We start from the raw sequence: 23812 nt of genomic DNA, 5'->3' as shown, positions 1-23812 counted from the left end.
AGTTTGTTGCATGACGAATTCAAGAACGATCACCCGCGCGGTGGTCGTTTTTTTTTGTAACGGATGACGATGAAGCGTTTGATAGTGATGGGCCTCATGGCGGGCCTCGGCACGCTGGCCAGTGCTGCGGAATTGAGTCGCGTAGCGGGCGATACCATTGCCCTGCGCGGCGCCATCGCCGAGGGCGACGTGGACCAGCTGCGGCAGCTGGCCACGCCAGGGACCACCGTGCTGCGCATCAATAGCGATGGCGGCGACCCGCAGGCGGCCATGCTGCTGGGGCGCTACCTGCGCCAGCGGCAATGGAGCCTCGCCATCGACACCGTGTGTGCCGGCAGCTGCGCCCTGTACGTTTTCCCGGCCGCACAACATACAAGCATTCCAGACGCCGCCGTGCTGGCACTGCAGGAGTCGGCCTTTCTGCGCGCGCAGGAAGGCCCGCAGCACATGCGCCGCAGCCTGATCGAGGCGGGCGTACCGGCCGATGAGCTGGAGCGTGAAACAGCGGCGCTGGCCGTGCAACTGGCGCAGATGGCGGCGCTGGAAGCGGCGTTTGCCGCGGAGCTGGGCATCGCCCCCGCCTTCTACCGCGATTTCCGGCAGGTGGCGGCGCAGGCCGATGGCGTGCGCCAGCGCTTTCCCGACCAGGAGGCGGCCGTCCACTGGTGGCCGGGGGCAGCACGGCTGCAGCGCTGCTACGGCATCGCCGGCGTGCAAGAGGGGACGCGCGCGGCGCGCCTGGCGCCCGACGGCTATCTGTACGTGCCGGCCCTGTCGGCCCTGGTGATGGGCGACCAGGCTTTGCAGGCTTGTCCATGAGCCGCAGCGGCCGTTTGTTCCTGCTGATGGACGCCATGCGCGCCAAACGCGTGCCCGTCACGGCGGCCCAGTTGGCGCAGCAGCTGGGGGTATCGGAGCGCACGATTTACCGCGATATCCAGACCCTGGCCGAACTGGGTGCGCCCCTGCAGGGCGAGGCCGGCATCGGCTATGTGCTGCGCCGTGGCGCCTTTCTGCCGCCGCTGATGTTCGGCCCCGATGAACTGGAAGCACTGGTGCTGGGCGCGCGCTGGGTGCGCCGGCAGGGCGATGCGGGCCTGGCGCAGGCGGCCAGCAATGCCCTGGCGAAGATCGCCGCCGCCTCACCGCGCGACCTGCGCGACAGCATGGCCGAGACCAGCTTGTGGGTGCCGCTGGGTCGTCCCGCCGATGGCACGCAGCCGGCCGAGCGCTACGTGCAGCCGGTGCGCGAGGCCATCCGTTACGAACAGAAGCTCACGCTCGCCTATCAGGATGAGCATGGCAGCGCCACCTCGCGCACGGTGTGGCCGTTTGCCCTGGCCTTTTTTGAAGGCAAGCGCCTGCTCGCCGCCTGGTGCGAGCTGCGTGGCGATTACCGTCATTTCCGCATCGACCGCATCGCCGACGTGCAGCGGCACGAGCAGCGCTATCCCACGCGGCGCCATGTGCTGTTGGATACCTGGCGCAAGGCGCATGAGATTGATCCGGAATCCTGAGATGCGCTCCTGACAAAAACTGTCAGTGACTGGTTCTACGATGGTGGCTTCCTCACTCACCGGAGTTACGCACCATGCGCCTGTACCACCACCCCATGTCTTCGAATGCCCGCCGTGCCCTGATGACGGCGATCCACCTCGGCCTGTCTCTGGAACTGGCCGAAGTCGACCTGATGAATGCGGACGACCGCCGCCGCCTGGGCGAACTGAACCCGAACGGCAAGGTGCCCGTGCTGGCTGATGGCGATTTCCTGCTGTGGGAATCGTGCGCCATCATGCAATACCTGGCCGAACAGGTGCCGGGCCAGACGATTTATCCGCTGGCGCCGAAAGCCCGCGCCGACGTCAACCGCTGGCTGTTCTGGGCCGCGCAGCATTTCGCGCCGGCCATCAGCGTGCTGGCCTGGGAACGCGCCTGGAAGGGCATGACGGGCAATGGTCCGGCGGACCCGCTGGAAGAGGCGCGCGGCGAGCGCGATCTGCATGAGTGCGCCGTGGTGCTGGACGCGCATCTGGCGGGGCGCGACTGGCTGTGCGGAGACGCTGTGACCCTGGCCGATTTCGCCGTGGCCGCGCCGCTGATGTATAGCGAGGCCGTGCGGCTGCCGCTGGCGCAGTACCAGCACATCGAGGCCTGGTTTGCCCGCGTGCGGCAGCTGCGCGCCTGGCAGGAAACGGACGTGGAGCTGTTGCCGGGATAATGTGCCCGCTAAGTGTGCCAGCGCACGGAGCCGACGCGGCGCACCACATAAGATAGGGCTGTCTCTTTCAGGACATCCCTAGCTTTGGACTTTACCCGCTTTCGAGCGGGTTTTTTTTGTCCGGAGCTTGATAATTGGATCGTCGCTGCACATATGCGGCGTCTCCCACTGCAAGCAGGTACGCCATGTTCATGCCACGCCATCCGAAGCCACTCTTGAGTACCCGGGCGGTCGCCACGCAAGTCGCCCAGCAGAAGCAGGGAACGCAGGCCATGGACAAGCATGTGCTGCTCGTCGACGTGCCAAAGCCGGCGCCAGGCGTGTCGATCATGCCGCCGGTGCCGGTAAAACAGGATTAATGCACGAGCACCTTCAGCAGCGACTGCACTTCATCGTCCGATTCTTCCATGATGCTCGACAGGGTCGCATCGCCGATCACGCAATCGATGCTGCCGGCGGCGCGGGCGGCCCGCACGGCGATGGCGGCCGGGCTTTCGTTGAGGGGTGACGAGACCGGCGCCAGGTCATTCGCCAGCAGCAAGGTGTCGCCCAGCGATTCGGGCGGGATGGCGCGCAAGCCTTCCCACAGCGCAGCGATGGCGCCCATCACCGCTTCCGGCACCTTCAGTTTGGTCAATACGCCATGGCCGATGGCTTGTTCGCCATGTTCGACCCAGTCCTCCGGTTCGCCGTCGAGGATGCCGGGGAATTCGGCTGCGCGTGACAGCAGATAAAAGCCGCCCACTTCATGCATGATGCCGGCAAACAGGGCCGTATCGGGGTCCACCCTGGTGACGCGGCGAGCCAGTACCTGCGACAGGGCCGCCACGTGGGCCGTATGTTCCCACAGCTGCTTGGCCTTCGCCTGCAGCACGGGATCGGTAATGGTGCTGCCCAGCTGGCGCACGATCAGCGACGCTACCACCGACTGCAGGGTACGCACGCCGAGCCGTTGCACGGCATTGCGCACGCTGGTGATTTCGTTGCCGGAACGGTTGAACGCCACCGAATTGGCGATGGCCACCGTGCGCGCGGCCAGCAGCGGGTCGGCTTGCACCAGCTTGGCAGCGGCCTCGATATGGCAGTCGGGATCGGCCAGCGCCTCTTGCAGCTTGAGCGAAGCGTTCACATTGGCAGGAAAGGTCAGCTCGCCACGAGCGGCTTGTGCGGCGATGCTTTTAAAGGCGTCGAGTCTGTTCATTGAAAAAATTATACTCGCAATATTTCCGTACGGAACTTTTTAACCGTGATCTTTTCGCAAACAAGCGAGTAAAAAGCAAGTAAACCCCCGTAAACGGAAAAAGGGCAGGCCACTGGATCAGCGGCATGCCCTTTTTGGATTATGCGAGCGCTATCAGTCAGATTCACTAAATATCGCGTCACAGCCTTCAACCAGTTCATCGCTGTCTTCCAGCTCATCCGTCAAGCCCAGGTCGAAGAGTTCCTCGACGGCATTCATGAAGCTGTTGTGCTTGGTGGCGCCGATCAGGCGGTAGATTTCGCCGTCTTCGTTGCGCACGCCGATGATCAGTTTTTCCTGGCGTACCAGTTCCGGCGTGCTGGCGTTGAGCAGCAGGTTGCCGATGATGTGTTTATCGAAATGAGCGGGCTTTTTGCCGTCGAGCAGTGTGGTTTTCAACTTGGTTTCCTTTGTCTTGTTTGAATGTCTGTGCTTGGTGAATTATCAACTGTGGCCGTTGGCGATGGCGTGTTTCAGGCTTGCCAGGGTGGTTTCCAAACGCATGAAATCGTCTTCGGTATAGCCGTCAAACAAGCGCTGTCCCTGCTTTGTCAGCTTGGGGAACACGTCATGGAACACCTGTTCACCCTCGCAGCTCAAGCGCACGAAGTAGGAGCGCTTGTCTTTGTTGCAACGTTCGCGTACTACCAGCCCCTTTTGCTCCAGCCGGTCCACCACGCCCGTCAAGGTGCCCTTGGTAATCAGGGTTTTCTGGCCCAGTTCCTTGTAGGACATGCCGCAGGTGTTGCCGAGCGTGGCAATGATGTCGAATTGCGCATGCGTCAAGCCGTACTGGCGCACGAAGTCGCCTGAAAACCGCTCGAAGCCTTGCATGCATTCGGCCAGCAGCCGGATACTTTTTAAATATCGTTCACCCATGGGGTGTGATTATATCCTTCCATCCCGCTTTTTTCCGCCGGGGCAGCGGCGTTATTGCGTGAAGGGTTCGCTGGGGCGGAAGTCCGGTATCATGTGGGCAACTCAGCCCTTGCCCCTGGTCCGCCCCGCCGATGTCTTTCGCTAATCTTTCCCGTATCGGCCTCGACAAACCGCTGCGCCTGCTGTTGGTCCATGCCGGCGATGCCGAGTCGATTACCTGGGCGGGCCTGGTGCAACCGCTGCGCCTGTGCGCGCGGGCGCTGGGGCCGGACGCGCTGCAACTGGACGTGCGCACGCCCGAGCAAGTGGCCCAGCAGGGCGGCAACTGGCATATCGCGCTGCTGGTGGCCGATGAAACGCAGGCGCCGCTGCGCGCCGAGCTGTGCCGGGCCGTGATCGAGCGCTGCCGTTCGGCGCCATTCTGGGGTGGCGTGGGCGCGGCCGTGCTGTGGCTGGCCGATGCGGGCGTCATGGATGGCGTGCGCATCGCCTTGCCCTGGGCACTGTACGCCGATGCGGAAGCGAAGGCCGAACGCGCCATCCTGACGCCGCACCTGTTCGACATCGACGGCCCCCACATTACCTGCTGCGGCGGCGCGGCCAGCATCGATTTTTCGCTGACCCTGATCGAGACCATCTTTGGCGCCGACGTGCAGGCGCTCGTCAAGGAAGCGTTGTGCGTGGACAAGGTACGCGGCAAGGAAGAACGCCAGCGCGTGGCCTTGCAAGCGCGTTTCGGCGTGCTGCAGCCGAAATTGTCCGAAGCCGTCACCTTGATGGAAGCCAATATCGAGGAGCCGCTGTCGACCGATGACATCGCCAGCCTGGTGGGCCTGTCGCGGCGCCAGCTGGAACGGCTGTTCAAGCAATACCTGGGCAGCTTGCCGTCGCGCTACTATCTGGAGCTGCGCCTGCAGCGCTCACGGCAACTATTGCTCGATACACATTATTCCATCGTGCAAGTAGGCCTGATGTGCGGCTTTTCCTCCGGTTCGCACTTTTCCACCGCCTTTGGCACCCTGTTTGGCAATACGCCGCGCGAAGAGCGGCAAAGAAAGCTCATGCCGCCGGCCTAGCCGGTGTCAAGGCAGCTGTGATGAATTGTGAAAATCCTTGTCGCAGATTCAAAAGAGTTTTAGCATCCCGCTTTTTATAATGCAGTACACACGTAGCTGTCGTAGCTGCGGAGTACCTAACATATTGATGGGGAAATGCTATGAATGCCAAGCTTGATTCGACCGTAACGGCTCGTCCAGTCACCCGGGATACCTTTGACCAGGTCCTCGTTCCTACCTACGCCCCTGCAGCCATGGTGCCTGTGCGCGGTTCCGGACTGGATCTGTGGGACCAGACCGGCAAGCATTACCTCGATTTCACCTCCGGCATCGCCGTCAACAGCCTGGGCCACTGCCATCCTGTGCTGGTCGACGTGCTGACCAAGCAAATCAATAATTTGTGGCATTTGGGCAACGGCTACACCAACGAGCCTGTGCTGCGCCTGGCGCTGGCCCTGACGGAAGCGACTTTCGCTGACCGCGCCTTCTTCTGCAACTCGGGCGCGGAAGCCAACGAAGCGGCCCTGAAACTGGCGCGCAAGTATGCGCACACCAAATTCGGCGCGCACAAGTCGCGCATCATCTCGTGCTTCAGCTCCTTCCACGGCCGCACCTTGTTTACCGTCTCCGTCGGCGGCCAGGCCAAGTATACGGAAGGCTTCGAGCCGCTGCCACCATCGATCGACCACATTGCCTACAACGACATCGAAGCGGCGCGCGCCGCCATCGGCGATGACGTGTGCGCCGTGATCGTCGAGCCGGTACAAGGCGAAGGCGGCGTGGTGCCGGGCAATCCTGAATTCCTCAAAGAGTTGCGCGCCCTGTGCGACAAGACGGGCGCCCTGTTGATTTTCGACGAAGTCCAGTGTGGCATGGGCCGCACTGGCGCGTTGTTTGCCTACATGGGCTATGGCGTCACGCCGGACATCCTGACGGCAGCCAAGGCCCTGGGCAATGGCTACCCGATAGGCGCCATGCTGACCACCAACGAACTGGCGCAAACCCTGGCCGTCGGTACCCACGGCACCACCTACGGCGGCAACCCGCTGGCCGCTACCGTGGCCTTGAGCGTACTCGAAACCATCAACACGCCAGCGTTCCTGGCGCGTGTGAAGGAGGCGAGCGTCAGCACCATCGCCATGCTGCAAGGCTTGATCACGGATTACCCGCAAGTGTTCTCCATCGTGCGCGGCAGCGGTTTGCTGCTGGGCCTGGTAGTCAGCGATGCCTGGAAGGGCCGCGCGAAAGACATCCAGAAGGCGGCCGAAGCGCAAGGCTTGATGGTGCTGATCGCCGGCATGGACGTGGTGCGCCTGGCGCCGGCCCTGATCGTCTCGGACGAACAGATTGCCGAAGCGGGCCGTCTGCTGCGCGCCGCCATCGACGGCATGCTGAAAGCCTGAGGCTAGCCTCGCTCCCTGTTTGATCACCGGCCCGCCGCTTTGCTGCGGGCCGGCTTGGTTCTACCCGGGTATTCAGCCCAAGTATCGTCAGCATTGAAGGAGTACCCATGTATGTTGTCCGTCCGGTAGAAATTGCGGATATCGCAGCCCTCGAAGCGCTGGCCGCGGTAACCATGCCGGGTGTCCATACCCTGCCGAAGACGCGCGAAAAAATCGCCGCCTCCGTCGAGCGCTCCATCGCCTCGTTTGCCGCCCATGTCGACATCCCCAGCGAAGAGTCGTATCTCTTCGTGCTTGAATCCCTGCTCGACAAGAGCATCGTTGGTACCGCCGCCATCTTCGCCTCGGCCGGCTCGAACGGCACCTATTTTTCCTTTCGCAACGACGTCATCCAGCAAGTCTCGCGCGACCTGAACATCAGTCATAGCGTGCATGCGCTGACCCTGTGTTCGGAGCTGACGGCGTATTCGCAGCTGTCCGGCTTTTACGTGCGCAATATGGAGCAGGCGGGCCTGGAAGCGGCCTTGCTGTCGCGCGCGCGGCTGCTGTTTGCCGTACTGGCGCCGCACCGTTTCGGCGACCGCTTCTTCGTGCCGCTGGCCGGCATCACGGACGCCAACGGCCAGTCGCCGTTCTGGGATGCGCTGGGCCGCAAGTTCTTCCAGATGGATTTCCTCGATGCCGAAAAAGTCATCGGCGGCGCGCGCAACCGCACCCTGATCGTCGAACTGATGCCGCACTACCCCGTGTACGTGCCGCTGCTTCCAGGCGACGCGCAGGCGGCCATGGGCCAGATCCACCCGAGCGGCGAACTGGCTTTCAATTTGCTGACGGAAGAAGGCTTTGAAGCCGACGACTACATCGACATCTTCGATGGCGGTCCGATCCTGCAAGCGCACAAGCATGCGCTGCGCTCGTTTACGGGCTCGCTCACGCGCCGCGTCGTCGCAGGCGTCACGCCCAGCCGCACGGGCCTGAAAGTGCATTACGCGGTCGCTTCGGGCGCGGAGCGCAACTTCCGCGCCGTCACCTTTACCTGCGATGCGCTCGAAGCGCAGGACACCGTCGGCTTGCCGCCCGAGCTGCTCGAAGCGCTGGCCGTGGCCGAAGGCGACAGCGTCATTTGCGTGCGCATTTAACCGAGAGAACATTATGCTAGTAGTACGCGCCATCAACGCTTCTGACCTGGACGCCCTGTACGGCTTGGCCAGCCAGGTCGGCACCGGCATGACCACCCTCAAGCCGGACATGAAAATGCTGGGCGACCGCCTGGCCATTGCCTGCGCCTCGTTCGCCGAAACCATCGCGCCCGAAAAGCGCGACTACATGTTCGTCATGGAGGATACGGATACGGGCCGCCTGGCCGGCGTGTGCGCCATCAAGGGCGCCGTGGGCCTGGAAGAACCGTTCTATAACTACCGCATCGGCACCCTGGTCCATTCCAGCCGCGAGCTCGACGTGTTTACGCGCATGGAAACCCTGTACCTGTCGAACGACCTGACGGGCAGCACGGAACTGTGCTCGCTGTTTTTGCACCCCGATTACCGCAGCGGCAACAACGGCAAACTGCTGTCGAAAAGCCGCTTCCTCTTCATCGCCCAGTTCCCGCACCTGTTCACGGAAAAGCTGATCGCCGAAATGCGCGGCTACCAGGCGCCGGACGGCAGCTCGCCGTTCTATGAAGGCCTGGGCCGCCACTTCTTCAAGATGGATTTCCACCACGTCGATGACTTGACGAGCCTGGGCAAGAAATCCTTCATCGCCGAACTGATGCCGCGCCAGCCCATGTACGTGGCCTACCTGCCCGACGAGGCGCAGGAAGTCATCGGCAAGGTGCATCTGAGCACGGCGCCTGCACGCCGCCTGCTGGAACAGGAAGGTTTGCACTTCGAAGGCTATGTCGACATTTTCGACGCCGGTCCCGTGCTGCAGGCGCGCGTGTCCGAACTGCGCGCCATGCGCGACAGCATGCCGGCCATACTCGACGCAGAGGCGGCACCTGAAGTCTGCGGCGACGCCGCCCAGGCCGAGCCTTACCTGGTGTCGAACACCGACCTGAAAGATTTCCGCATGATCGTTACCAGCGCCAATCCGCACAGCGGCAAGATCGCGCTCGATGACGATGAATTGCACCTGCTGCGTTGCCATCACGGCGACACCGTGCGCACCTTGTCACTCAACCCGAGGAAGCATCCCCATGTCTAATGTGAATACCATGCAATCGAACTTCATCAACGGCGCCTGGCTGCCAGGCACGGGCCGTGAACTGCTTACCATCGACCCATCGAACGGCAAGCAAACCTGGGCCAGCCTGGAAGCGACGGAGAGCGAAGTCGAACAGGCGTGCCAGGCCGCCCGCGCCGCCTTTGACGCGTGGGCAGATACGCCCGTCGAAGAACGCATTGCCATCTGCGTGCGCTTTCGCGAACTGCTGAAGGAGCATGCGGAAGCGCTGGCGCTGCTGATCTCGGAAGAAGTGGGTAAACCTTTGTGGGAGTCGCGCACGGAAGTGGCCACCATGGCCAACAAGATCGATATCTCGGTGCAGTCCTACCACGCGCGCACGGGCATCACGCAAAGCAAGATCGCTGATGGCGACGCCGTGCTGCGCCACCGCCCGCATGGCGTGTTCGGCGTCTTCGGTCCGTACAATTTTCCTGGCCACCTGCCCAACGGCCACATCGTGCCGGCCCTGATCGCCGGTAACACCATCGTCTTCAAGCCCAGCGAATATGCGCCGCGCACGGCCATCAAAACCGTGCAGCTGTGGCAGCAGGCTGGCTTGCCCAATGGCGTCGTCAACCTGGTCAACGGCGGGCGTGACACGGGCGTGGCGCTGGGCGCGAATGCCTTGCTCGACGGCGTATTGTTTACGGGTTCCTGCCAGACGGGCATCAGCCTGCACCGCCAGTTCGGCGGCCAGCCGGGCAAGATGCTGGCGCTGGAAATGGGCGGCAATAGCGCCTTGGTGGTGTGGGATGTGAAGGATGTCGACGCCGCCGTGCACCACGCGATCTTCTCCGCTTTTGTGTCGGCCGGCCAGCGCTGCACCTGCGCACGCCGCCTGGTGGTGCAGGACAACGCCGCCGGCGCAGCGTTTGTGGCGCGCCTGGTGGAAGTGGCGGCGAAACTGGGCATCGGCGCGTCCGATGCGCAGCCGCAGCCTTTCATGGGCCCTGTCGTATCGAGCGCCGTGGCCGCGCGCCTGGTACAGGCGCAGGCGGACATGGTTGCCAAGGGCGGTACCACCCTGCTGCAGATGCGCCAGTTAAACCCCGCGGCGGGTTTTGTGACGGCCGGCATCGTCGACGTTACCAACGCTGTCGGCATCCCCGACGAGGAATGGTTCGGCCCACTGCTGCAAGTGATCCGCGTGGCCGATTTCAACGCGGCCCTGAAGGTTGCCAACGCCACCGAATTCGGCCTGGCCGCCGCGCTCTTGTCCGATGATGCGGCGCTGTGGCAGCTGTTTCAAACGCGCGCGCGCGCCGGCATCATCAACTGGAACCGCCCGACCACGGGCGCGGCCAGCACGGCGCCGTTTGGCGGCATCGGCAAGTCGGGCAACCACCGTCCGAGCGCCTATTACGCGGCCGATTACTGCGCCTATCCGGTCGCCTCGATCGAAAACAGCGCGCTGGAAATGCCGGCCAAGCTGTCGCCCGGCCTGAATTTTTAAGGAGTTCCCATGCACAGCACGCGCGAATACAATTTTGACGGCCTGGTCGGGCCATCGCATAACTATGCCGGCCTGTCGTTCGGCAACGTGGCCTCGTTCAGCAATGTGAAAAGCGCTTCGAATCCGAAGCAGGCCGCCTTGCAGGGCCTGGCCAAGATGCGTGCCCTGGCCGCGCGCGGTTTTGCACAAGCCTTGCTGCCGCCGCAGAACCGCCCCAATTTCCGCCTGCTGCGCAGTATCGGCTTCACGGGCACGGACGCCGAAGTGCTGGCGCGCGCCTACAAGGAATCCCCTGTGATTCTGGCCTGCGCCTATTCGGCCTCGCCCATGTGGACGGCGAATGCCGCCACGGTCAGCCCTTCGGCGGACACGCAGGACGGCCGCGTGCATTTCACGGCCGCCAACCTGAATAACAAGCTGCACCGCGCCTTCGAGCACGCGCAGTCGGCGCGCAGCCTGCGCGCCATCTTCGGCGACGAAAAACACTTCGCCGTGCATGACGCGCTGCCGTCGACGCCCGCCTTTGGCGACGAGGGCGCGGCCAACCACACGCGTTTGGGCGCGTACCACGGCGCACCATCGGTGGAGTTGTTCGTGTATGGCCGGGTGGAGTTCGATCCTTCCGCGCCGTCGCCGAAGCGTTATCCGGCGCGCCAGACCCTGGAAGCGTCGCAAGCCGTGGCGCGCCTGCATGGCCTCGATGCAAAACGCACCGTGTACGTGCAGCAGAATCCCGAGGTGATCGACCAGGGTGTGTTCCACAACGACGTCATCGCCGTCGGCAATGGCAATGTGCTGTTCTATCACGAGCAGGCGTTTGCCAATGAAGGGGAAAGCCTGTCGCAGCTGCGCCGCGCCGTCGCCGCCACGGATGCCGACTTGCAGGCACTGCGCGTGGACACGGGCCAGGTGCCGATCCAGGATGCGGTGACCAGCTATCTGTTCAACAGCCAGTTGCTGACGAAAGAGGGTGGCAAGATGGCGCTGGTGATACCGCAGGAGTGCCAGGAAAACCGCGCCGTGTCGCGCTATCTGGATGGCCTGGTGGCCAGCGGTGGACCCATCGATGAACTGATTCATTTCGACCTGCGCCAGAGCATGCGCAACGGCGGCGGGCCCGCCTGCCTGCGTTTGCGCGTGGCCCTGACGGAAACCGAAGCGCGCGCCATGCACCAGGGCGTGATCATGACGGAAACGCTGTACCATCGGCTGGTGCAGTGGGTGGAAAAACACTACCGCGACCACCTGGAGCCGGGCGACCTGGCCGACCCGCAGCTGGCGCTGGAAGTGCATGCGGCGCTTGAAGAATTGACGATCATCCTCAACTTACCAGGATTGTACGACTTGTAGGCGATAGAAAAAGCACAGAAAAAATCCGAGACAGACTATCCGCAACACAGAATTGGACGGGCGACCCCCGTCTCTTGACACCGCTGCCGCCCAGCCACAAGCCCGAACGACAGCGTTGGACATTCACATTACCGTAATGGAGATGCAAGATGAATCACACGCCACAAGATTTGCGCACACAAACGCTGGAGCTGATTAACGCGGCTGGCAATGCGAACAAGGCAGCAGCGCCGGTCGTACAACTGGTGCAGGCATGGCTGGACTCGCTCGACGCCGAAGACCTGGCCGATATCGCGCCCGACAGCCTGGCGCCCGTGCTGGTCGACGGCTTTACGCAAGCGGCCAAGCGCACCGGCAGCGGCTGCCAAATCGCCACCCTGCGTTATGCCGATGGCCGTGGCGGCATGGCGAGCGCCTTGCTGATCCTGAACGAAGACATGCCTTACCTGGTCGACTCCATCGTCATGGCCATGCGCCGCCAGCACCTGGCCGTGCGCGGCGTGATGAACACCGTGCTGCCGGTGCGCCGCGCCGCTGACGGCAGTGTCGAAGCGGTGCGCCAGCCGGGCGACCCGCTCGAATCGTATGTGCTGGTGCTGCTCGACGAAGAGCTGGCGCCGGAAGCCCTGGCCGCGCTGGTCGCCGCCCTGGAGATGGTCGCGCGTGACGCCGCCACCGTGCGCCGCGATGCCGCCGCCATGGGCGAGCGCCTGGCCGCAGTCGCCGTGGCTGCCGCCCAGCATGGCGAAGAAGGCGCGGAAGTCGCCGCCTTCCTGGAATGGGCCCGCAGCGGCGGCTTTGAAGTGTTCGGCTACGCCTATTACCGCGTCAAGCCGGGCGTGCGCGAACTCGAACGCGACATCCCGAGCCGCATCGGCGTGCTGCAGGATACGGCCCACCCCGTCTACAGCACCTGCCTGGCGAATATTCCCGGCGATTTCGACACCCTGGCCAAGCGCGACTCGGCGCTGTCCATCGTCAAGGCCGACGTGGCAGGCACTTTGCACCGCGACCAGCAGCTCGATTTCATCGGCGTGCGCGACATGGATGCGCAAGGCGCGATCCTGGGCGAGCATTGCTTTGTCGGCCTGTTTACCCGTGCCGGCAATTCCACCCCGCTGGCAGCGCTGCCGTTTGCGCGCGGCCGCGTGGCCAAGGTACTGAGCCTGGCCGGCGTGCGCCAGCAAGGCTTCCGCGCCGAGAAATTCCGCGAAATCCTCGAATCGCTGCCGCGCACCGAAGCGCTGGAAGCGGACCTCGACTGGCTGGCGCAAGTGTGCGGCGCCGTCGTTTCGCTGTACAAGCAGCCGCGCACCAAGGTCTTTGCGCGCCGCGACGTGTATGCGCGCCACCTGAACGTGCTGGTCTACCTGCCGCGCGAGCGCTACAGCGCCAGCGTGGCATCGAGCCTGGCAAAGGCCCTGCAAGCCAGTTCCGGCGCCACGCATGTGAGCACGCAGACCCTGGTGGCCGACGGCCCGCTGGCGCGCGTCTACCTGATCGCGCATGCCGCCCGTTACCCGCTGGACCTGGAAACGGATATCGAACAGCCGCTCCTTGGCGTGCTCGATGGCTGGCATAACGGCTTTGCCGCCGTGGCCGACGCCGTGCCCGACGTGGCCCTGCGCACCAGCCTGCGCAAACTCTGCGCCACCTTGCCGCTCGACTACGTTGCCGCCACGGCGCCGGCCGTCGCCTTCCGCGATCTCGACACCATCCTGCGCAACACCGATCCATCGCATGTGGCCGTACGCATCGAGACGGGTGCCGTCACCACCATCCGCCTGCATTCGGCCAACAAGGTGCCGCCGCTGTCGGCCATCCTGCCGGCCCTGCACAATGCTGGCGTGGCCATCGACCGCGAGCAGGCTTTCTCGATTTCGCCACCGGACGGCACGCGCTATTTCGTCACCAGCCTGACGGTCGATGCCGCCAGCGCGGCGAAACTGGCGCAGCCATCCGTCGTCGCCGTGGCGCAGGAACTGTTTGCCGCCCTGTTCAACGACACGGCCGAAGATGGCCGCCTGAATGGCCTGGTCATCGAAGGCGGCCTGTCGACGCGCGAAGTGCAGCTGGTGCGCGCCTACACCAGCTACTGGCGCCAGACGGGCAGCCGCTTCTCGGTGCGCTACATCGCCGAAAGCCTGCGCAAGCAGCCGGCCCATGTGAAGGCCCTGGTCGACGCCTTCCTGCAGCGCTTCGATCCCTCGCTGTCCGACGCGCAGCACGCGGCCGCCCTGGAAAGCATCGCCGCCATCAAGGCCGGCCTGCCATCCGTGAACCATGCCGATACCGAGGAAATCCTCGGCGCGCTGGCCGACCTGATGGCCGCCACCCTGCGCACCAGCTACTTCCAGAATAATCAACAAGGCGACAAGATCATCTTCAAGTTCGATACCAGCAGCCTGGCGCTGGTGCCGGAACCGCGTCCTTACCGCGAGATTTTTGTCTTCTCGCGCCGCTTTGAAGGCGTGCACCTGCGCGGCGGCCCCGTCGCCCGTGGCGGCTTGCGCTGGTCCGACCGCATGGAAGACTACCGCACCGAAGTGCTGGGTCTGGTGAAGGCGCAGATGGTGAAAAATGCCGTGATCGTGCCGGCTGGCGCGAAGGGCGGTTTTGTCTGCAAGATGATGCCGAAGGACGCCGTGCGTGAAACCATCGCGGCCGAAGGCGAAGCCGTGTACCGCCTGTTCATTTCCAGCCTGCTGGAAGTGACGGACAACCGTTCGCTGGGCAATATCGTGCCGCCGGTCGACACCGTCTGCTTCGATGAAGCCGATCCTTACCTGGTGGTCGCCGCCGACAAGGGCACGGCCACGTTCTCGGACATCGCCAACGGCATCGCCGTGCAGCGCGGTTTCTGGCTCGGCGACGCGTTCGCCTCGGGCGGCTCGAATGGCTACGACCACAAGAAACTGGGCATCACCGCCAAGGGCGCATTCGAAGCCGTGAAGCGCCACTTCTATGAAATGGACCACGACCTCAATACCACCCCGATCACCATGGTCGGCGTGGGCGACATGTCGGGCGACGTGTTCGGTAATGGCGTGCTGCTGTCGCGCCAGCTGAAACTGGTGGCCGCATTCGACCATCGCCACATCTTCCTCGACCCGACACCGGACGTCTCCGTCTCGTTCGACGAGCGCGCGCGCCTCTTCGCCTTGCCGCGCTCCTCGTGGGACGACTACAACAAGGAATTGATCTCGGCCGGCGGCGGCGTGTATCCGCGCTCCGCCCGCACGATCGAGCTGTCGCCGCAGATCCGCGCCGCGCTCGATATCGCAGAAACCTCGCTGGCGCCGGAAGAACTGATGCACCGCATCTTGAAATCCCCGGTGGACCTGTTCTACAACGGCGGCATCGGCACCTATATCAAGGCATCGACCGAGACGCACGCCCAGGTAAAGGACCGCGCCAACGACCATATCCGCGTCAGCGGTAATGAGCTGCGCGTGAAAGTGGTGGCCGAAGGTGGCAACCTGGGTGCGACGCAGGCAGGGCGCATCGAGTTCGCGCTGGCGGGTGGGCGCATCTTCACCGATGCGATCGACAATTCGGCCGGCGTGGATTGCTCGGACCATGAAGTGAACGTGAAAATCTGGCTGGACGTGGAAGTCAATGCGGGCAAGCTGACGGAAGCCGAACGCAATCGCGAGCTGTATGCGATGACGGACGACGTCGAGCGCCTGGTCTTGCGCGACAACACGCAGCAGACGCATTTGCTGGTGCGCGAGTTGCAGGCGCAAAGCGAGAGCGCCGTGCAGGATGGCTATGCCGCGCTGATCGCCAGCCTGGAAGAAGAGGGCGCCCTGTCGCGCGAGCTGGAGCAACTGCCTTCGGTGGCCGAACTGGCACGCCGCAAGAGCGATGGCCGCGGTCTTACCACGCCGGAACTGGCGGTGGTGATCGCCAACGTGAAGAACCGCTTCAAGCGCATCCTGTCCGCGCTGCCGTTGACGGATGAAACCTGGGCCGAACCGGTGTTGAAACCGTACTTCCCATCGCTGCTGGTGGAAACCCGTTCGGCGCTGGACCATCCGCTGGCCAACGCCATCCTGGCCACCGTGCTGGCCAATGAAGTGATCAACCGCTGCGGCCCGCTGATGATCCGCAACCTGGCGGCAGAACACGGCGTGGACGAGTCGGCCGTGATTCTGGCATGGGGTCAGGCCTGGGTGGCGCTGAATCTGGCGCCCGTCTTCGACGCGCTCGATGCGGATGCCTTGACGATTCCGCGTGCCGTGTCGATCAAGGTCGACGCGCAAACGCGCGTGCTGCAGCAAACGATGATCGCCGGCGTCTTGTCCGTGCCGGCCGAGCAATTGCGTGGCGCCGGCCTGGCTGAACTGACGCGTTTGTTTGGTGCGGAATCGAAGCGCGAACTGCTGCAAGCCGTCGGCATCAAGTCCGAAGCGGCGCTGGTGCCGGGCCTGACGCCGGCCTTCGTGCAGGCGTGGGATGCGGTCGATGCGCTGGAAGTCGTCGCCGGCTTCCTGTTCCCGGCCCTGTCCGTGCCGCGTCCTGCGGCGATGGACCTGGCGGCCTTTTTGCAAGTGGGCCTGGCCCTGCGCAGCCAGGCGGGCATCGACACGCTGGAACGTGGCCTGAAGCTGGCCGCGCAAGGCAAGTCGCAGGAGCAGTTGCGCAACTACGCGCAGCAAGCGCTGCGCCGCACGCAACAGCGCCTGCTGACGCAGGTACTGGCGCGTGCCGGGCAAGGCAATGCGGGCCAGGCCGTCGATGCGGTGACGGGCGCGCTGGGCCTGTCGGCGTATGTGGCGGCGACGGAACTGGAGCAAGCCATGCTGGACGTGTGGACCTTGTCGGAAGCCGTGAATAAAATCACGGCGGAATCCACAGCGGAAGCGGCGGTGTAATGACGCAAGAAGTACGACAAGTTGGACCGGGTGCTGGCGGCTTGCCGCCAGCCGTGCAGGCGCTGGCGCAGGCCGATTTCAGCGGCGTGGCGCAGCTGTTCGCCAACGCCGGTTTCACGGTGGCCTTGCCGGCGCCGGGCATGCTGCAAGTCGTCAAGCCGCGGGCCGATGCGGGGCGCGCCAGCGTGGCCGTCTCGGTGGGCGTGCATGGCGACGAGACGGGGCCGATCGAAGTGCTGGCGCATCTGCTCGACGCGCTGTCGCGCGATGCGTCAAAGCTGGCCGTCGACCTGCTCGTTTGCGTGGGCAATGTCGATGCGATCCGGGCCGGCAAGCGTTTCATCGACGCCGACCTGAATCGCATGTTCCGCCCCGTGCGGGGGAGTTTGGCGCAAGCGGCGGAAAGCGCGCGCGCCGATGAAATGATCACTGCGACAACAGCGTTCTTTGAAGCGGCGGGCCCTGTGCGCTGGCACCTGGATTTGCACACGGCCATCCGGCCTTCCGTGTACCCCACGTTTGCCATCGTGCCGGACCTGGTGGCCGACGACGCCAAGGCGCAGCTGATAGCCTGGCTGGGCCAGGCGGCCATCGGCGCCATCATCATGAACCCGCAGTCGGCCGGCACCTACAGCTATTATTCGGCCGAGCATTTCGGCGCGGCCGCCAGCACGGTGGAGCTGGGCCGCGTGGGCACCCTGGGGCAGAACGATTTGTCGCTGTTCGACGACGTGTCGCGCGCGCTGGACGGCTTGCTGCGTGGGCTGCCTGCGCAGCCCGTCAAGGTGCAACCGCACGTGTTCAAGGTGGCGCAGGAAATCATCAAGCACAGCGACGAATTCCGCATGGCGTTTGATCGCAGCACGCAGAATTTTACGTCGCTGCCGCAACACGCGGTGATCGCCAGCGATGGCGACCACGTCTACACGGTGCAGCACGCGGAAGAGCTGGTGGTGTTCCCCAACCCGGACGTGCGGGTGGGCTTGCGCGCGGGCTTGATGGTGGTGCGTACCTCCTGATCGTCCAGCCGTCACACAGCGTCAGGCGCCAGCCGGGGAAACCCGCCTGGCGCTTTTTTCATGGGAAAAATGCTGCACGGAAATAATTATCCATTAAGCAATCAATTGATTTAAAATATTTACCCTTTGCAATTTTTTGGACCGATCATGTTGAAACGCCTGCTGACAGCCTTGCTATGCCTGACCCTCTCCGGCCTGACGGCTGCCGCCCCTGCCGAAGAGAAGGCAGCCGCACCGGAAATGACGGCCGAGCAATTCCTTGCCCAGCTGCACCTGCAACGCGGCAAGATCACTTTGCCAGGCGGCATCGCCACTCTGGATTTGCCCGCCAACTTCCGCTATTTGTCGCCGACGGACGCCGAGCGGGTGCTGGTCGATGCCTGGGGCAATCCACCGGGCATGGTATCGCTGGGCATGATCGTGCCCGCCAAGACCAGCGTGCTCGAGCGCGATAGCTGGGGCGTCATCGTCACGTATGAAAAGGAAGGCCATATCAAGGATGACGATGCGGACAGCATCAAGTACGACGAGTTGCTCAAGGATATGCAGGCGTCCGTGCTGGAAAACAATGCGGAGCGCAAGAAGCAGGGCTATCCCGGCATCCATCTGATGGGCTGGGCGGAAAAACCCAGCTATGCCAAGGATACGCACAAGCTGTACTGGGCCAAGGACTTGATGGTCGATGGCGGCGAGCACTCGCTGAACTATAACGTGCGCGTGCTGGGCCGCGAAGGCGTGCTGAACCTGAATGCGATCGCCAGCATGCAACAGATCGAAGCGATCAAGAAAGAAATGCAGCAAGTGACGGCGTTCACGGAATTTACCGAGGGTAACCGCTACACGGATTTCGACAGCAAGACGGACAAGGTGGCCGAATACGGCCTGGCGGCGCTGGTGGCCGGTGGCGTGGCCAGCAAGCTGGGCCTGTTCGGCAAGTTGCTGGCGCTGCTGCTGGCCTTCAAGAAAGTGCTGCTCCTGGCCGTGGTGGGCGGCGGCGCGGCCATCGTCAAATTTTTCACTGGCAAGCGCAAGGAAAAGCCGCAGCCAGTACTGCCGCAGGAACCGGTTGAACAGCCCGGCCATACGCCGGACGGCAAGGTCAACCTCGACAAGTAAAAGCAACTGGGCCGTTCGGTGCGTTGACGCACAGGAGTGACATTGCGCGTGCTGCCGGAAGATAGCAGCTCGGGTACACTGGCTCATCGTTTACTATCAGGAGTTCGTCATGTCGGTATCCATGTATCAGGCAACCATTCCCGTCTTCATCCGCGGCTTGCGGGTCGTCTCGGCCCTGCTGGAAAAAGCGCAAGCCCATGTCGAGGAAGATGGCATCGTGCCCGAGATTTTACTGGGCGCGCAGCTGGCGCCCGACATGCTGGACTTGACGGCGCAGGTGCAGCGCGCCAGCGATACGTCGAAGATGTCGGTCGAGCGCCTGAGCGGCGTGCCGGCGCCGAAGTTCGAGGATAACGAAGCGTCGTTCGAGCAGTTACAGGAACGCATCGCCAACACCATCGCCTACATCGACAGCGTGAACGCGGGCCAGATGGCGGGCAGCGCGCAGAAGGAAGTGGTGCTGAACTGGACTGACGAGGGCAAGAAATTCTCGGGCGACAATTACCTGCTCAGCTTTGCCTTGCCGAACTTCTATTTTCACGTTTCCATGGTCCACGCTATTCTGAGAAACAATGGCGTGGCCGTGGGCAAGCTCGATTATCTGGGACCGTACGATTAACGTTGTGGCTGTTGCACCTGGTTCTGCACCGCATTGCCCAGCATGCCGCCGCCGATCACGCCGGCCACCGTCGCCAGCGCCTTGCCGCGGCCGCCACCGACCTGATTGCCGATCAAGCCGCCGATAACGGCACCCGTGCCGATGCCCACGTAGTTCGGTTGTGCCGGCGCAGGCACTGGCTGCTGCTGGCGTGCGGGTTCGCGGTAGGCTGTGTCGCGGTAGCTATCATTGTTGTCATTGTAGGCAGGACGCGCTTGCGCCACTTGCGTGTGGTGTACGACGCGCTTGTGCACGACGGGCGCCGGGGCTGGTGCCGGGGCAGCCTGCGCGACGACGGGCGCGGCCACCGGTGCGGCCACAGGCGCTGCCAGGGCCGCCACGTCGGCAGGTACGGCCGCTGCGGCCGGCACATTCGCCCGCGAATTGGGCAGGATGCCGGCGATGGACGCCGCGCCCACCAGGCACAGGACGGTCACGGAAATGGCGGCGCCGGCCATCAAGGGGTGGATGCGGCTGGCGGTAGTCGTCGTGTTCATGTGTTCTCCTGGGTGGTATTGCGGGTGTTATTGATGTGTCCAGATTAGCGGCCGCGCCTGCCCAAGGCTAGCCCTTGCGCTGTATCAAACGTAAGCAGGTGTAAGCCCTGCTGTCCAAAGCGCAGTAGAATCGGTGCTTCCCCCTTTCCGAAAGTCCGCCATGAGCCAGCTATTCACGCCGTATGCACTGGGGCCGCTGCAGGTGGCCAACCGCATCGCCATTGCGCCCATGTGCCAGTACTCGGCCGACAACGGCAACGCCACCGACTGGCACATGATCCACCTGGGCCACCTGGCCCTGTCCGGCGCGGGCTTGCTGATGACGGAAGCGACGGCCGTCTCGCCCGAGGGACGCATCTCGGCCGATGACCTGGGCCTGTGGTCGGACGCGAATCAGGCAGCGCTGGCCAGCGTGGTGCAGGCGATCCGCCGCCACGCGCCGATTCCATTGGTGGTGCAACTGGGCCACGCGGGACGCAAGGCATCGAGCCGCGCGCCATGGCAGGGCGGCGCCTGCGTGCACCTGTCCGACGGCGGCTGGCAAACGGTGGCGCCGTCCGCCATCGCCCATGCGCCCGGCGAAACCGTGCCGATCGCCCTCGACGAGATGGGTTTGATGCAAATCAAGGGCGCCTTTGTCGCGGCCGCCCAGCGCGTGCATGCGCTCGGTATCGAGGGCATCGAACTGCACGCGGCGCACGGCTATCTGCTGCACCAGTTCCTGTCACCCCTGTCGAATCACCGCACCGATGCCTATGGCGGTAGCCTGGATAACCGCATGCGCTTTCCGCTGGAAGTCTATGAAGCCGTGCGCGCCGCCGTGCCCGCCAGCATGGCCGTGGGCGTGCGCCTTTCCGCCACTGACTGGGTCGAGGGCGGCTGGGAAATCGAGCAAAGCGTGCGTTTCGCGCAGGAACTCAAGCAACTGGGCGCCGATTTCATCCACGTCTCCAGCGGCGGTATTTCGCCGCAGCAGCAGATTCCCGTGGGACCGGGCTACCAGGTGGCGTTTGCCGAACGCATCAAGCGCGATAGCGGCTTGCCCACCATCAGCGTCGGCTTGATCACGGAGGCGCAGCAGGCGGAAGATATCATCGCCAACGGCCAGTCCGACATGGTGGCGCTGGCGCGCGCCATCCTGTTCGACCCGCGCTGGCCCTGGCATGCGGCGGCCCAGTTGGGTGCACAGGTGCAGGCGCCGCCGCAGTACTGGCGCTCGCAGCCGCGCGAATTCAAGAACCTGTTCGGCGACACGACCCTGGGCCAGCGCTGACAAGCTTGCTCTGCTACACTGTCGCTTCTTCCCCATTTCTCCAGGACGCTTCGACATGCGCCATTGATACTGCCGTGCTGTGCACGGCCTCGCCCTTCCCGCCAGCGCAGCATTGCGCCGCGCGGGTTCGCCAGCCTTGCTCAAGGAGTATCCATGCCCGCATTACTACAACTCGACCGTCTTTCCTTTGTGCTGCCCGATGGCCGCACTCTGTTTTCCGATTTGCAATTTGCCTTTGCCCCGCAACGTATCGGCCTCGTCGGCGATAACGGCGTGGGCAAGAGCGTTCTCGCGCGCCTGCTGGCGGGCCAGGCGCAGCCGACTTCGGGCGCCGTGCGCTGCGACAGCAGCGTGCATTACGTGGCGCAGGAGCTCGATCCGCAACGCTACCCCACCGTGGCGGCGCTCGCCGGCATGCAGGAGGTGCTGGCCGCGCTGGCGCGCATCGCCGCCGGCAGCATCGACGAGGCCGACTACGCCCTGGTGGGCGAGCGCTGGGATGCCCACGCCCGCCTGCGCCAGGCGCTCGATGCGCTCGATTTGCGCCACGTCGAGGCCGACACGCCGACGAGTCGCCTCAGCGGTGGCGAACGCCAGCGCATTGCCTTGCAAGGCGCCTGGCTGTCGCAGGCGGACTGGCTGGTGCTCGATGAGCCGAGCAACCATCTCGATGTGCGGCAGCGCGCCCGCCTGGTGGCGCAGATGGCGCGCTGGCCCGGCGGCTTGCTGTTGATCAGCCATGACCGCGCCTTGCTGGCGCACGTCGATGCCATCGTCGAGCTGTCGCCGCAGGGCTTGCGCAGCTATGGCGGCAATTACGCCTGGTATGCGCAGCAGCGGGAACTGGAGCAGGCCGGCTACGTTGCCGCCCTGCAAGCGGAAAAGGCCGGTGCCAGACGTGAACAGCGCGAGGCGCAGCAGCAGGCAGAACGGCAACATAAACGGGTGACGCGCGGTGAGCGCGAGGGCCGCGAAGGCAATCAAAGCAAGCTGCTGCTCGACGCGAAAAAGGAGAAAAGCCAGGATAGCCAGGGCAAGCTGCGCCTGCGCGCGCAAGAGGCGCAGCAGGCGCGCCAGCAACGCGTAATGGACGCCAGCGCCCGCTGCGCGCCCGAGGTCGAACGGCTGCTGCTGGCGCCCGAGAGCCTGGTGCCGAATGGGAAATTGCTGCTGGAACTGCGCGATGTGGTCTTGCCGCATGGCCAGGCGCACGCGATCAACTTGCTGCTCAGCGGGCCGCGCCGCATGGCCGTGACGGGCGACAATGGCAGCGGCAAGTCGACCCTGCTGCGCGTGATCGCCGGCCATCTGACACCGGCCAGCGGCGCGCTGCGCTGCCATGCGCAGGTGGCCTGGCTGGACCAGCATGCGTGCCTGGAGGAAGGCGAGCGGAGCGCCGTGCAGCGCTTGCAGGAACGCAACAGCATTGTGCCGGAAGGCGAGCTGCGCACGCGGCTGGCGCTGCTGGGCATTGCCGGTGCGCGCGCCACCATGCCCAGCCGTTTGCTCAGCGGCGGCGAGCGCATGAAGGTGGCGCTGGCGGCCGAACTGTATGCGCAGGCGCCGCCGCAACTGCTATTGCTCGATGAACCCGACAATCATCTGGACCTGGCCAGCCTGCAGGCGCTGGAGCAGATGCTGCTGCAATATCAGGGGGCGTTACTTGTGGTTTCGCACGACCAGGCATTTTTGCAGGCGATAAACCTTGACCCGGAGGGCTTGACATTGCAAAAGTAACAATTTAATGAAAAAAGTCACGCTCGATGCCTGTAGAGCATGCTTCATGAACCAATGCTGAATTTTGTTTGATTGTCGGTATAATCCACTGAATAACCGGGCCTATTTGTGAACTAAAACTGCTCGTTCACCAATATGATGACGTTTAATCTGGCACTGTTGTCGGTCACTGCCGCGCTGCCAGGGCGTCATCCTCCATGCCCTGCCGTGCATGAATTTTGGTTTCGCTTATATTGTTTTCTTGGAGAAATAGCATGTCGTTTTACGAAAAACTCAAAGCCCTCAACATTGAACTGCCAGTCGTTGCCGCACCAGCTGCCGCCTACGTGATGCATGCCCGCACGGGCAACACGGTCTTCCTGTCCGGCCACCTGGCCAAGAAGGATGGCAAGGTCTGGGTCGGTCAACTGGGCAAGGACGTCACCACGGAAGAAGGCAAGATCGCTGCGCGCGGCATCGCCATCGAACTGATCGCCACCTTGCAAGACGCCTGTGGCGGCGACTTGAACAAGGTCAAACGCATCGTCAAGGTCATGAGCCTGGTCAATTCCACCTCCACCTTCACGGAACAGCACCTGGTGACCAATGGCGCCTCGGAACTGTTCGTCGAAGTCTTCGGCGACAGCGGCAAGCATGCCCGCTCCGCCTTCGGCGTGGCGCAAATCCCGCTGGGTGCTTGCGTCGAGATCGAACTGATCGCCGAACTGGCCTGATCATCTGAGCATGCCGGCGCTTGTCGCCGGCGCGCCGTTTCCTCCTTTCCAGCAAGAGCGGAACCGCCATTGGGGCGAGGGATCGGTGTATTCAAGAA

At 63.8% G+C, this 23812-nt stretch carries 21 protein-coding genes; 17 read left to right on the top strand and 4 right to left on the bottom strand.

Annotation, left to right across the window (positions count from 1 at the left end; genetic code table 11):
• Positions 1-69 precede the first annotated feature (69 nt).
• From FJQ89_RS16780 to FJQ89_RS28085, 4 genes are all read left to right on the top strand, one after another.
• Positions 70-819, top strand: a complete 750-nt coding sequence (locus FJQ89_RS16780; RefSeq protein WP_141170996.1) for a hypothetical protein — start codon at positions 70-72, stop codon at positions 817-819.
• Positions 816-1517, top strand: coding sequence for a helix-turn-helix transcriptional regulator (locus FJQ89_RS16775; protein WP_168208474.1), 702 nt, complete (start codon positions 816-818; stop codon positions 1515-1517). The genes FJQ89_RS16780 and FJQ89_RS16775 overlap by 4 nt, the downstream gene beginning before the upstream one ends.
• Before the next feature lie 95 nt (positions 1518-1612).
• Positions 1613-2218: a glutathione S-transferase family protein gene (locus tag FJQ89_RS16770; RefSeq protein WP_243136092.1), complete on the top strand. Its 606-nt coding sequence runs from the start codon at positions 1613-1615 to the stop codon at positions 2216-2218.
• Between the two features lie 215 nt (positions 2219-2433).
• Complete coding sequence (locus tag FJQ89_RS28085; protein WP_168208473.1) at positions 2434-2577, top strand: hypothetical protein; 144 nt, start codon at positions 2434-2436, stop codon at positions 2575-2577.
• On the opposite strand, the gene FJQ89_RS16765 is transcribed toward FJQ89_RS28085, so the two are convergent.
• From FJQ89_RS16765 to FJQ89_RS16755, 3 genes are all read right to left on the bottom strand, one after another.
• Complete coding sequence (locus tag FJQ89_RS16765) at positions 2574-3419, bottom strand: HDOD domain-containing protein (protein WP_099761863.1); 846 nt, start codon at positions 3417-3419, stop codon at positions 2574-2576. The two genes, FJQ89_RS28085 and FJQ89_RS16765, sit on opposite strands and share 4 nt — an antisense overlap.
• 153 nt (positions 3420-3572) lie before the next feature.
• Positions 3573-3857: a hypothetical protein gene (locus tag FJQ89_RS16760; protein ID WP_071075179.1), complete on the bottom strand. Its 285-nt coding sequence runs from the start codon at positions 3855-3857 to the stop codon at positions 3573-3575.
• Positions 3858-3902: 45 nt separating this feature from the next.
• On the bottom strand, positions 3903-4337 hold the full coding sequence (locus FJQ89_RS16755; protein WP_165829557.1) for a MarR family winged helix-turn-helix transcriptional regulator: 435 nt from the start codon (positions 4335-4337) through the stop codon (positions 3903-3905).
• 131 nt (positions 4338-4468) lie between these two features.
• Here FJQ89_RS16755 and FJQ89_RS16750 point away from each other — a divergent pair, with 131 nt between their 5' ends.
• The 10 genes from FJQ89_RS16750 to FJQ89_RS16705 all read left to right on the top strand — a co-directional run bounded on the left by FJQ89_RS16750 (position 4469) and on the right by FJQ89_RS16705 (position 19455).
• Positions 4469-5413 (top strand): GlxA family transcriptional regulator, encoded by a 945-nt coding sequence (locus tag FJQ89_RS16750; RefSeq protein ID WP_071075181.1) that lies wholly within the window; start codon positions 4469-4471, stop codon positions 5411-5413.
• Between the two features lie 140 nt (positions 5414-5553).
• The gene (gene astC, locus FJQ89_RS16745) at positions 5554-6795 is read left to right on the top strand and encodes an acetylornithine/succinylornithine family transaminase (RefSeq protein WP_141170994.1); all 1242 of its coding nucleotides are present in this window, start codon (positions 5554-5556) and stop codon (positions 6793-6795) included.
• A 107-nt stretch (positions 6796-6902) separates the two neighbouring features.
• Positions 6903-7934 (top strand): arginine N-succinyltransferase, encoded by a 1032-nt coding sequence (locus FJQ89_RS16740; RefSeq protein ID WP_141170993.1) that lies wholly within the window; start codon positions 6903-6905, stop codon positions 7932-7934.
• Positions 7935-7947: 13 nt separating this feature from the next.
• Positions 7948-9000 (top strand): arginine N-succinyltransferase, encoded by a 1053-nt coding sequence (gene astA / locus FJQ89_RS16735; protein WP_141170992.1) that lies wholly within the window; start codon positions 7948-7950, stop codon positions 8998-9000.
• Positions 8993-10474, top strand: coding sequence for a succinylglutamate-semialdehyde dehydrogenase (astD, locus tag FJQ89_RS16730; protein WP_141170991.1), 1482 nt, complete (start codon positions 8993-8995; stop codon positions 10472-10474). Before astA ends, astD begins: the two co-directional genes overlap by 8 nt.
• 9 nt (positions 10475-10483) lie before the next feature.
• A complete protein-coding gene (gene astB, locus FJQ89_RS16725; RefSeq protein ID WP_141170990.1) occupies positions 10484-11824 on the top strand; it encodes an N-succinylarginine dihydrolase in 1341 nt (446 codons plus the stop codon).
• 149 nt (positions 11825-11973) lie between these two features.
• The gene (locus tag FJQ89_RS16720) at positions 11974-16701 is read left to right on the top strand and encodes an NAD-glutamate dehydrogenase domain-containing protein (protein ID WP_141170989.1); all 4728 of its coding nucleotides are present in this window, start codon (positions 11974-11976) and stop codon (positions 16699-16701) included.
• Positions 16701-17720 (top strand): succinylglutamate desuccinylase, encoded by a 1020-nt coding sequence (locus tag FJQ89_RS16715; RefSeq protein ID WP_141170988.1) that lies wholly within the window; start codon positions 16701-16703, stop codon positions 17718-17720. Before FJQ89_RS16720 ends, FJQ89_RS16715 begins: the two co-directional genes overlap by 1 nt.
• A 147-nt stretch (positions 17721-17867) precedes the next feature.
• On the top strand, positions 17868-18836 hold the full coding sequence (locus FJQ89_RS16710; RefSeq protein ID WP_168208472.1) for a DUF2167 domain-containing protein: 969 nt from the start codon (positions 17868-17870) through the stop codon (positions 18834-18836).
• 109 nt (positions 18837-18945) lie between these two features.
• Complete coding sequence (locus FJQ89_RS16705; RefSeq protein ID WP_086138669.1) at positions 18946-19455, top strand: DUF1993 domain-containing protein; 510 nt, start codon at positions 18946-18948, stop codon at positions 19453-19455.
• On the opposite strand, the gene FJQ89_RS16700 is transcribed toward FJQ89_RS16705, so the two are convergent.
• Positions 19452-19991: a glycine zipper 2TM domain-containing protein gene (locus FJQ89_RS16700; protein ID WP_141170987.1), complete on the bottom strand. Its 540-nt coding sequence runs from the start codon at positions 19989-19991 to the stop codon at positions 19452-19454. The genes FJQ89_RS16705 and FJQ89_RS16700 overlap by 4 nt on opposite strands.
• 160 nt (positions 19992-20151) lie before the next feature.
• On the opposite strand from FJQ89_RS16700, the gene FJQ89_RS16695 reads away from it, so the two are divergent.
• The 3 genes from FJQ89_RS16695 to FJQ89_RS16685 all read left to right on the top strand — a co-directional run bounded on the left by FJQ89_RS16695 (position 20152) and on the right by FJQ89_RS16685 (position 23714).
• Positions 20152-21264 (top strand): NADH:flavin oxidoreductase/NADH oxidase, encoded by a 1113-nt coding sequence (locus tag FJQ89_RS16695; protein WP_141170986.1) that lies wholly within the window; start codon positions 20152-20154, stop codon positions 21262-21264.
• A gap of 153 nt (positions 21265-21417) precedes the next feature.
• Positions 21418-23001 (top strand): ABC-F family ATP-binding cassette domain-containing protein, encoded by a 1584-nt coding sequence (locus tag FJQ89_RS16690; protein ID WP_141170985.1) that lies wholly within the window; start codon positions 21418-21420, stop codon positions 22999-23001.
• Positions 23002-23255: 254 nt separating this feature from the next.
• The gene (locus tag FJQ89_RS16685; protein ID WP_070254760.1) at positions 23256-23714 is read left to right on the top strand and encodes a RidA family protein; all 459 of its coding nucleotides are present in this window, start codon (positions 23256-23258) and stop codon (positions 23712-23714) included.
• Positions 23715-23812: the final 98 nt, after the last annotated feature.

Origin of the sequence: Janthinobacterium tructae (assembly GCF_006517255.1) — a bacterium.
GTDB classification, from domain to species: domain Bacteria; phylum Pseudomonadota; class Gammaproteobacteria; order Burkholderiales; family Burkholderiaceae_D; genus Janthinobacterium; species Janthinobacterium tructae.
This window is presented reverse-complemented; position numbering and strand designations above follow the sequence as displayed.

Coding starts and splice junctions, on each gene's coding strand:
- FJQ89_RS16780 (WP_141170996.1), top strand. CDS start 70: ATGAAGCGTTTGATAGTGATGGGCCTCATGGCGGGCCTCGGCACGCTG.
- FJQ89_RS16775 (WP_168208474.1), top strand. CDS start 816: ATGAGCCGCAGCGGCCGTTTGTTCCTGCTGATGGACGCCATGCGCGCC.
- FJQ89_RS16770 (WP_243136092.1), top strand. CDS start 1,613: ATGTCTTCGAATGCCCGCCGTGCCCTGATGACGGCGATCCACCTCGGC.
- FJQ89_RS16765 (WP_099761863.1), bottom strand. CDS start 3,419: ATGAACAGACTCGACGCCTTTAAAAGCATCGCCGCACAAGCCGCTCGT.
- FJQ89_RS16755 (WP_165829557.1), bottom strand. CDS start 4,337: ATGGGTGAACGATATTTAAAAAGTATCCGGCTGCTGGCCGAATGCATG.
- FJQ89_RS16750 (WP_071075181.1), top strand. CDS start 4,469: ATGTCTTTCGCTAATCTTTCCCGTATCGGCCTCGACAAACCGCTGCGC.
- astC (WP_141170994.1), top strand. CDS start 5,554: ATGAATGCCAAGCTTGATTCGACCGTAACGGCTCGTCCAGTCACCCGG.
- FJQ89_RS16740 (WP_141170993.1), top strand. CDS start 6,903: ATGTATGTTGTCCGTCCGGTAGAAATTGCGGATATCGCAGCCCTCGAA.
- astA (WP_141170992.1), top strand. CDS start 7,948: ATGCTAGTAGTACGCGCCATCAACGCTTCTGACCTGGACGCCCTGTAC.
- astD (WP_141170991.1), top strand. CDS start 8,993: ATGTCTAATGTGAATACCATGCAATCGAACTTCATCAACGGCGCCTGG.
- astB (WP_141170990.1), top strand. CDS start 10,484: ATGCACAGCACGCGCGAATACAATTTTGACGGCCTGGTCGGGCCATCG.
- FJQ89_RS16720 (WP_141170989.1), top strand. CDS start 11,974: ATGAATCACACGCCACAAGATTTGCGCACACAAACGCTGGAGCTGATT.
- FJQ89_RS16715 (WP_141170988.1), top strand. CDS start 16,701: ATGACGCAAGAAGTACGACAAGTTGGACCGGGTGCTGGCGGCTTGCCG.
- FJQ89_RS16710 (WP_168208472.1), top strand. CDS start 17,868: ATGTTGAAACGCCTGCTGACAGCCTTGCTATGCCTGACCCTCTCCGGC.
- FJQ89_RS16705 (WP_086138669.1), top strand. CDS start 18,946: ATGTCGGTATCCATGTATCAGGCAACCATTCCCGTCTTCATCCGCGGC.
- FJQ89_RS16700 (WP_141170987.1), bottom strand. CDS start 19,991: ATGAACACGACGACTACCGCCAGCCGCATCCACCCCTTGATGGCCGGC.
- FJQ89_RS16695 (WP_141170986.1), top strand. CDS start 20,152: ATGAGCCAGCTATTCACGCCGTATGCACTGGGGCCGCTGCAGGTGGCC.
- FJQ89_RS16690 (WP_141170985.1), top strand. CDS start 21,418: ATGCCCGCATTACTACAACTCGACCGTCTTTCCTTTGTGCTGCCCGAT.
- FJQ89_RS16685 (WP_070254760.1), top strand. CDS start 23,256: ATGTCGTTTTACGAAAAACTCAAAGCCCTCAACATTGAACTGCCAGTC.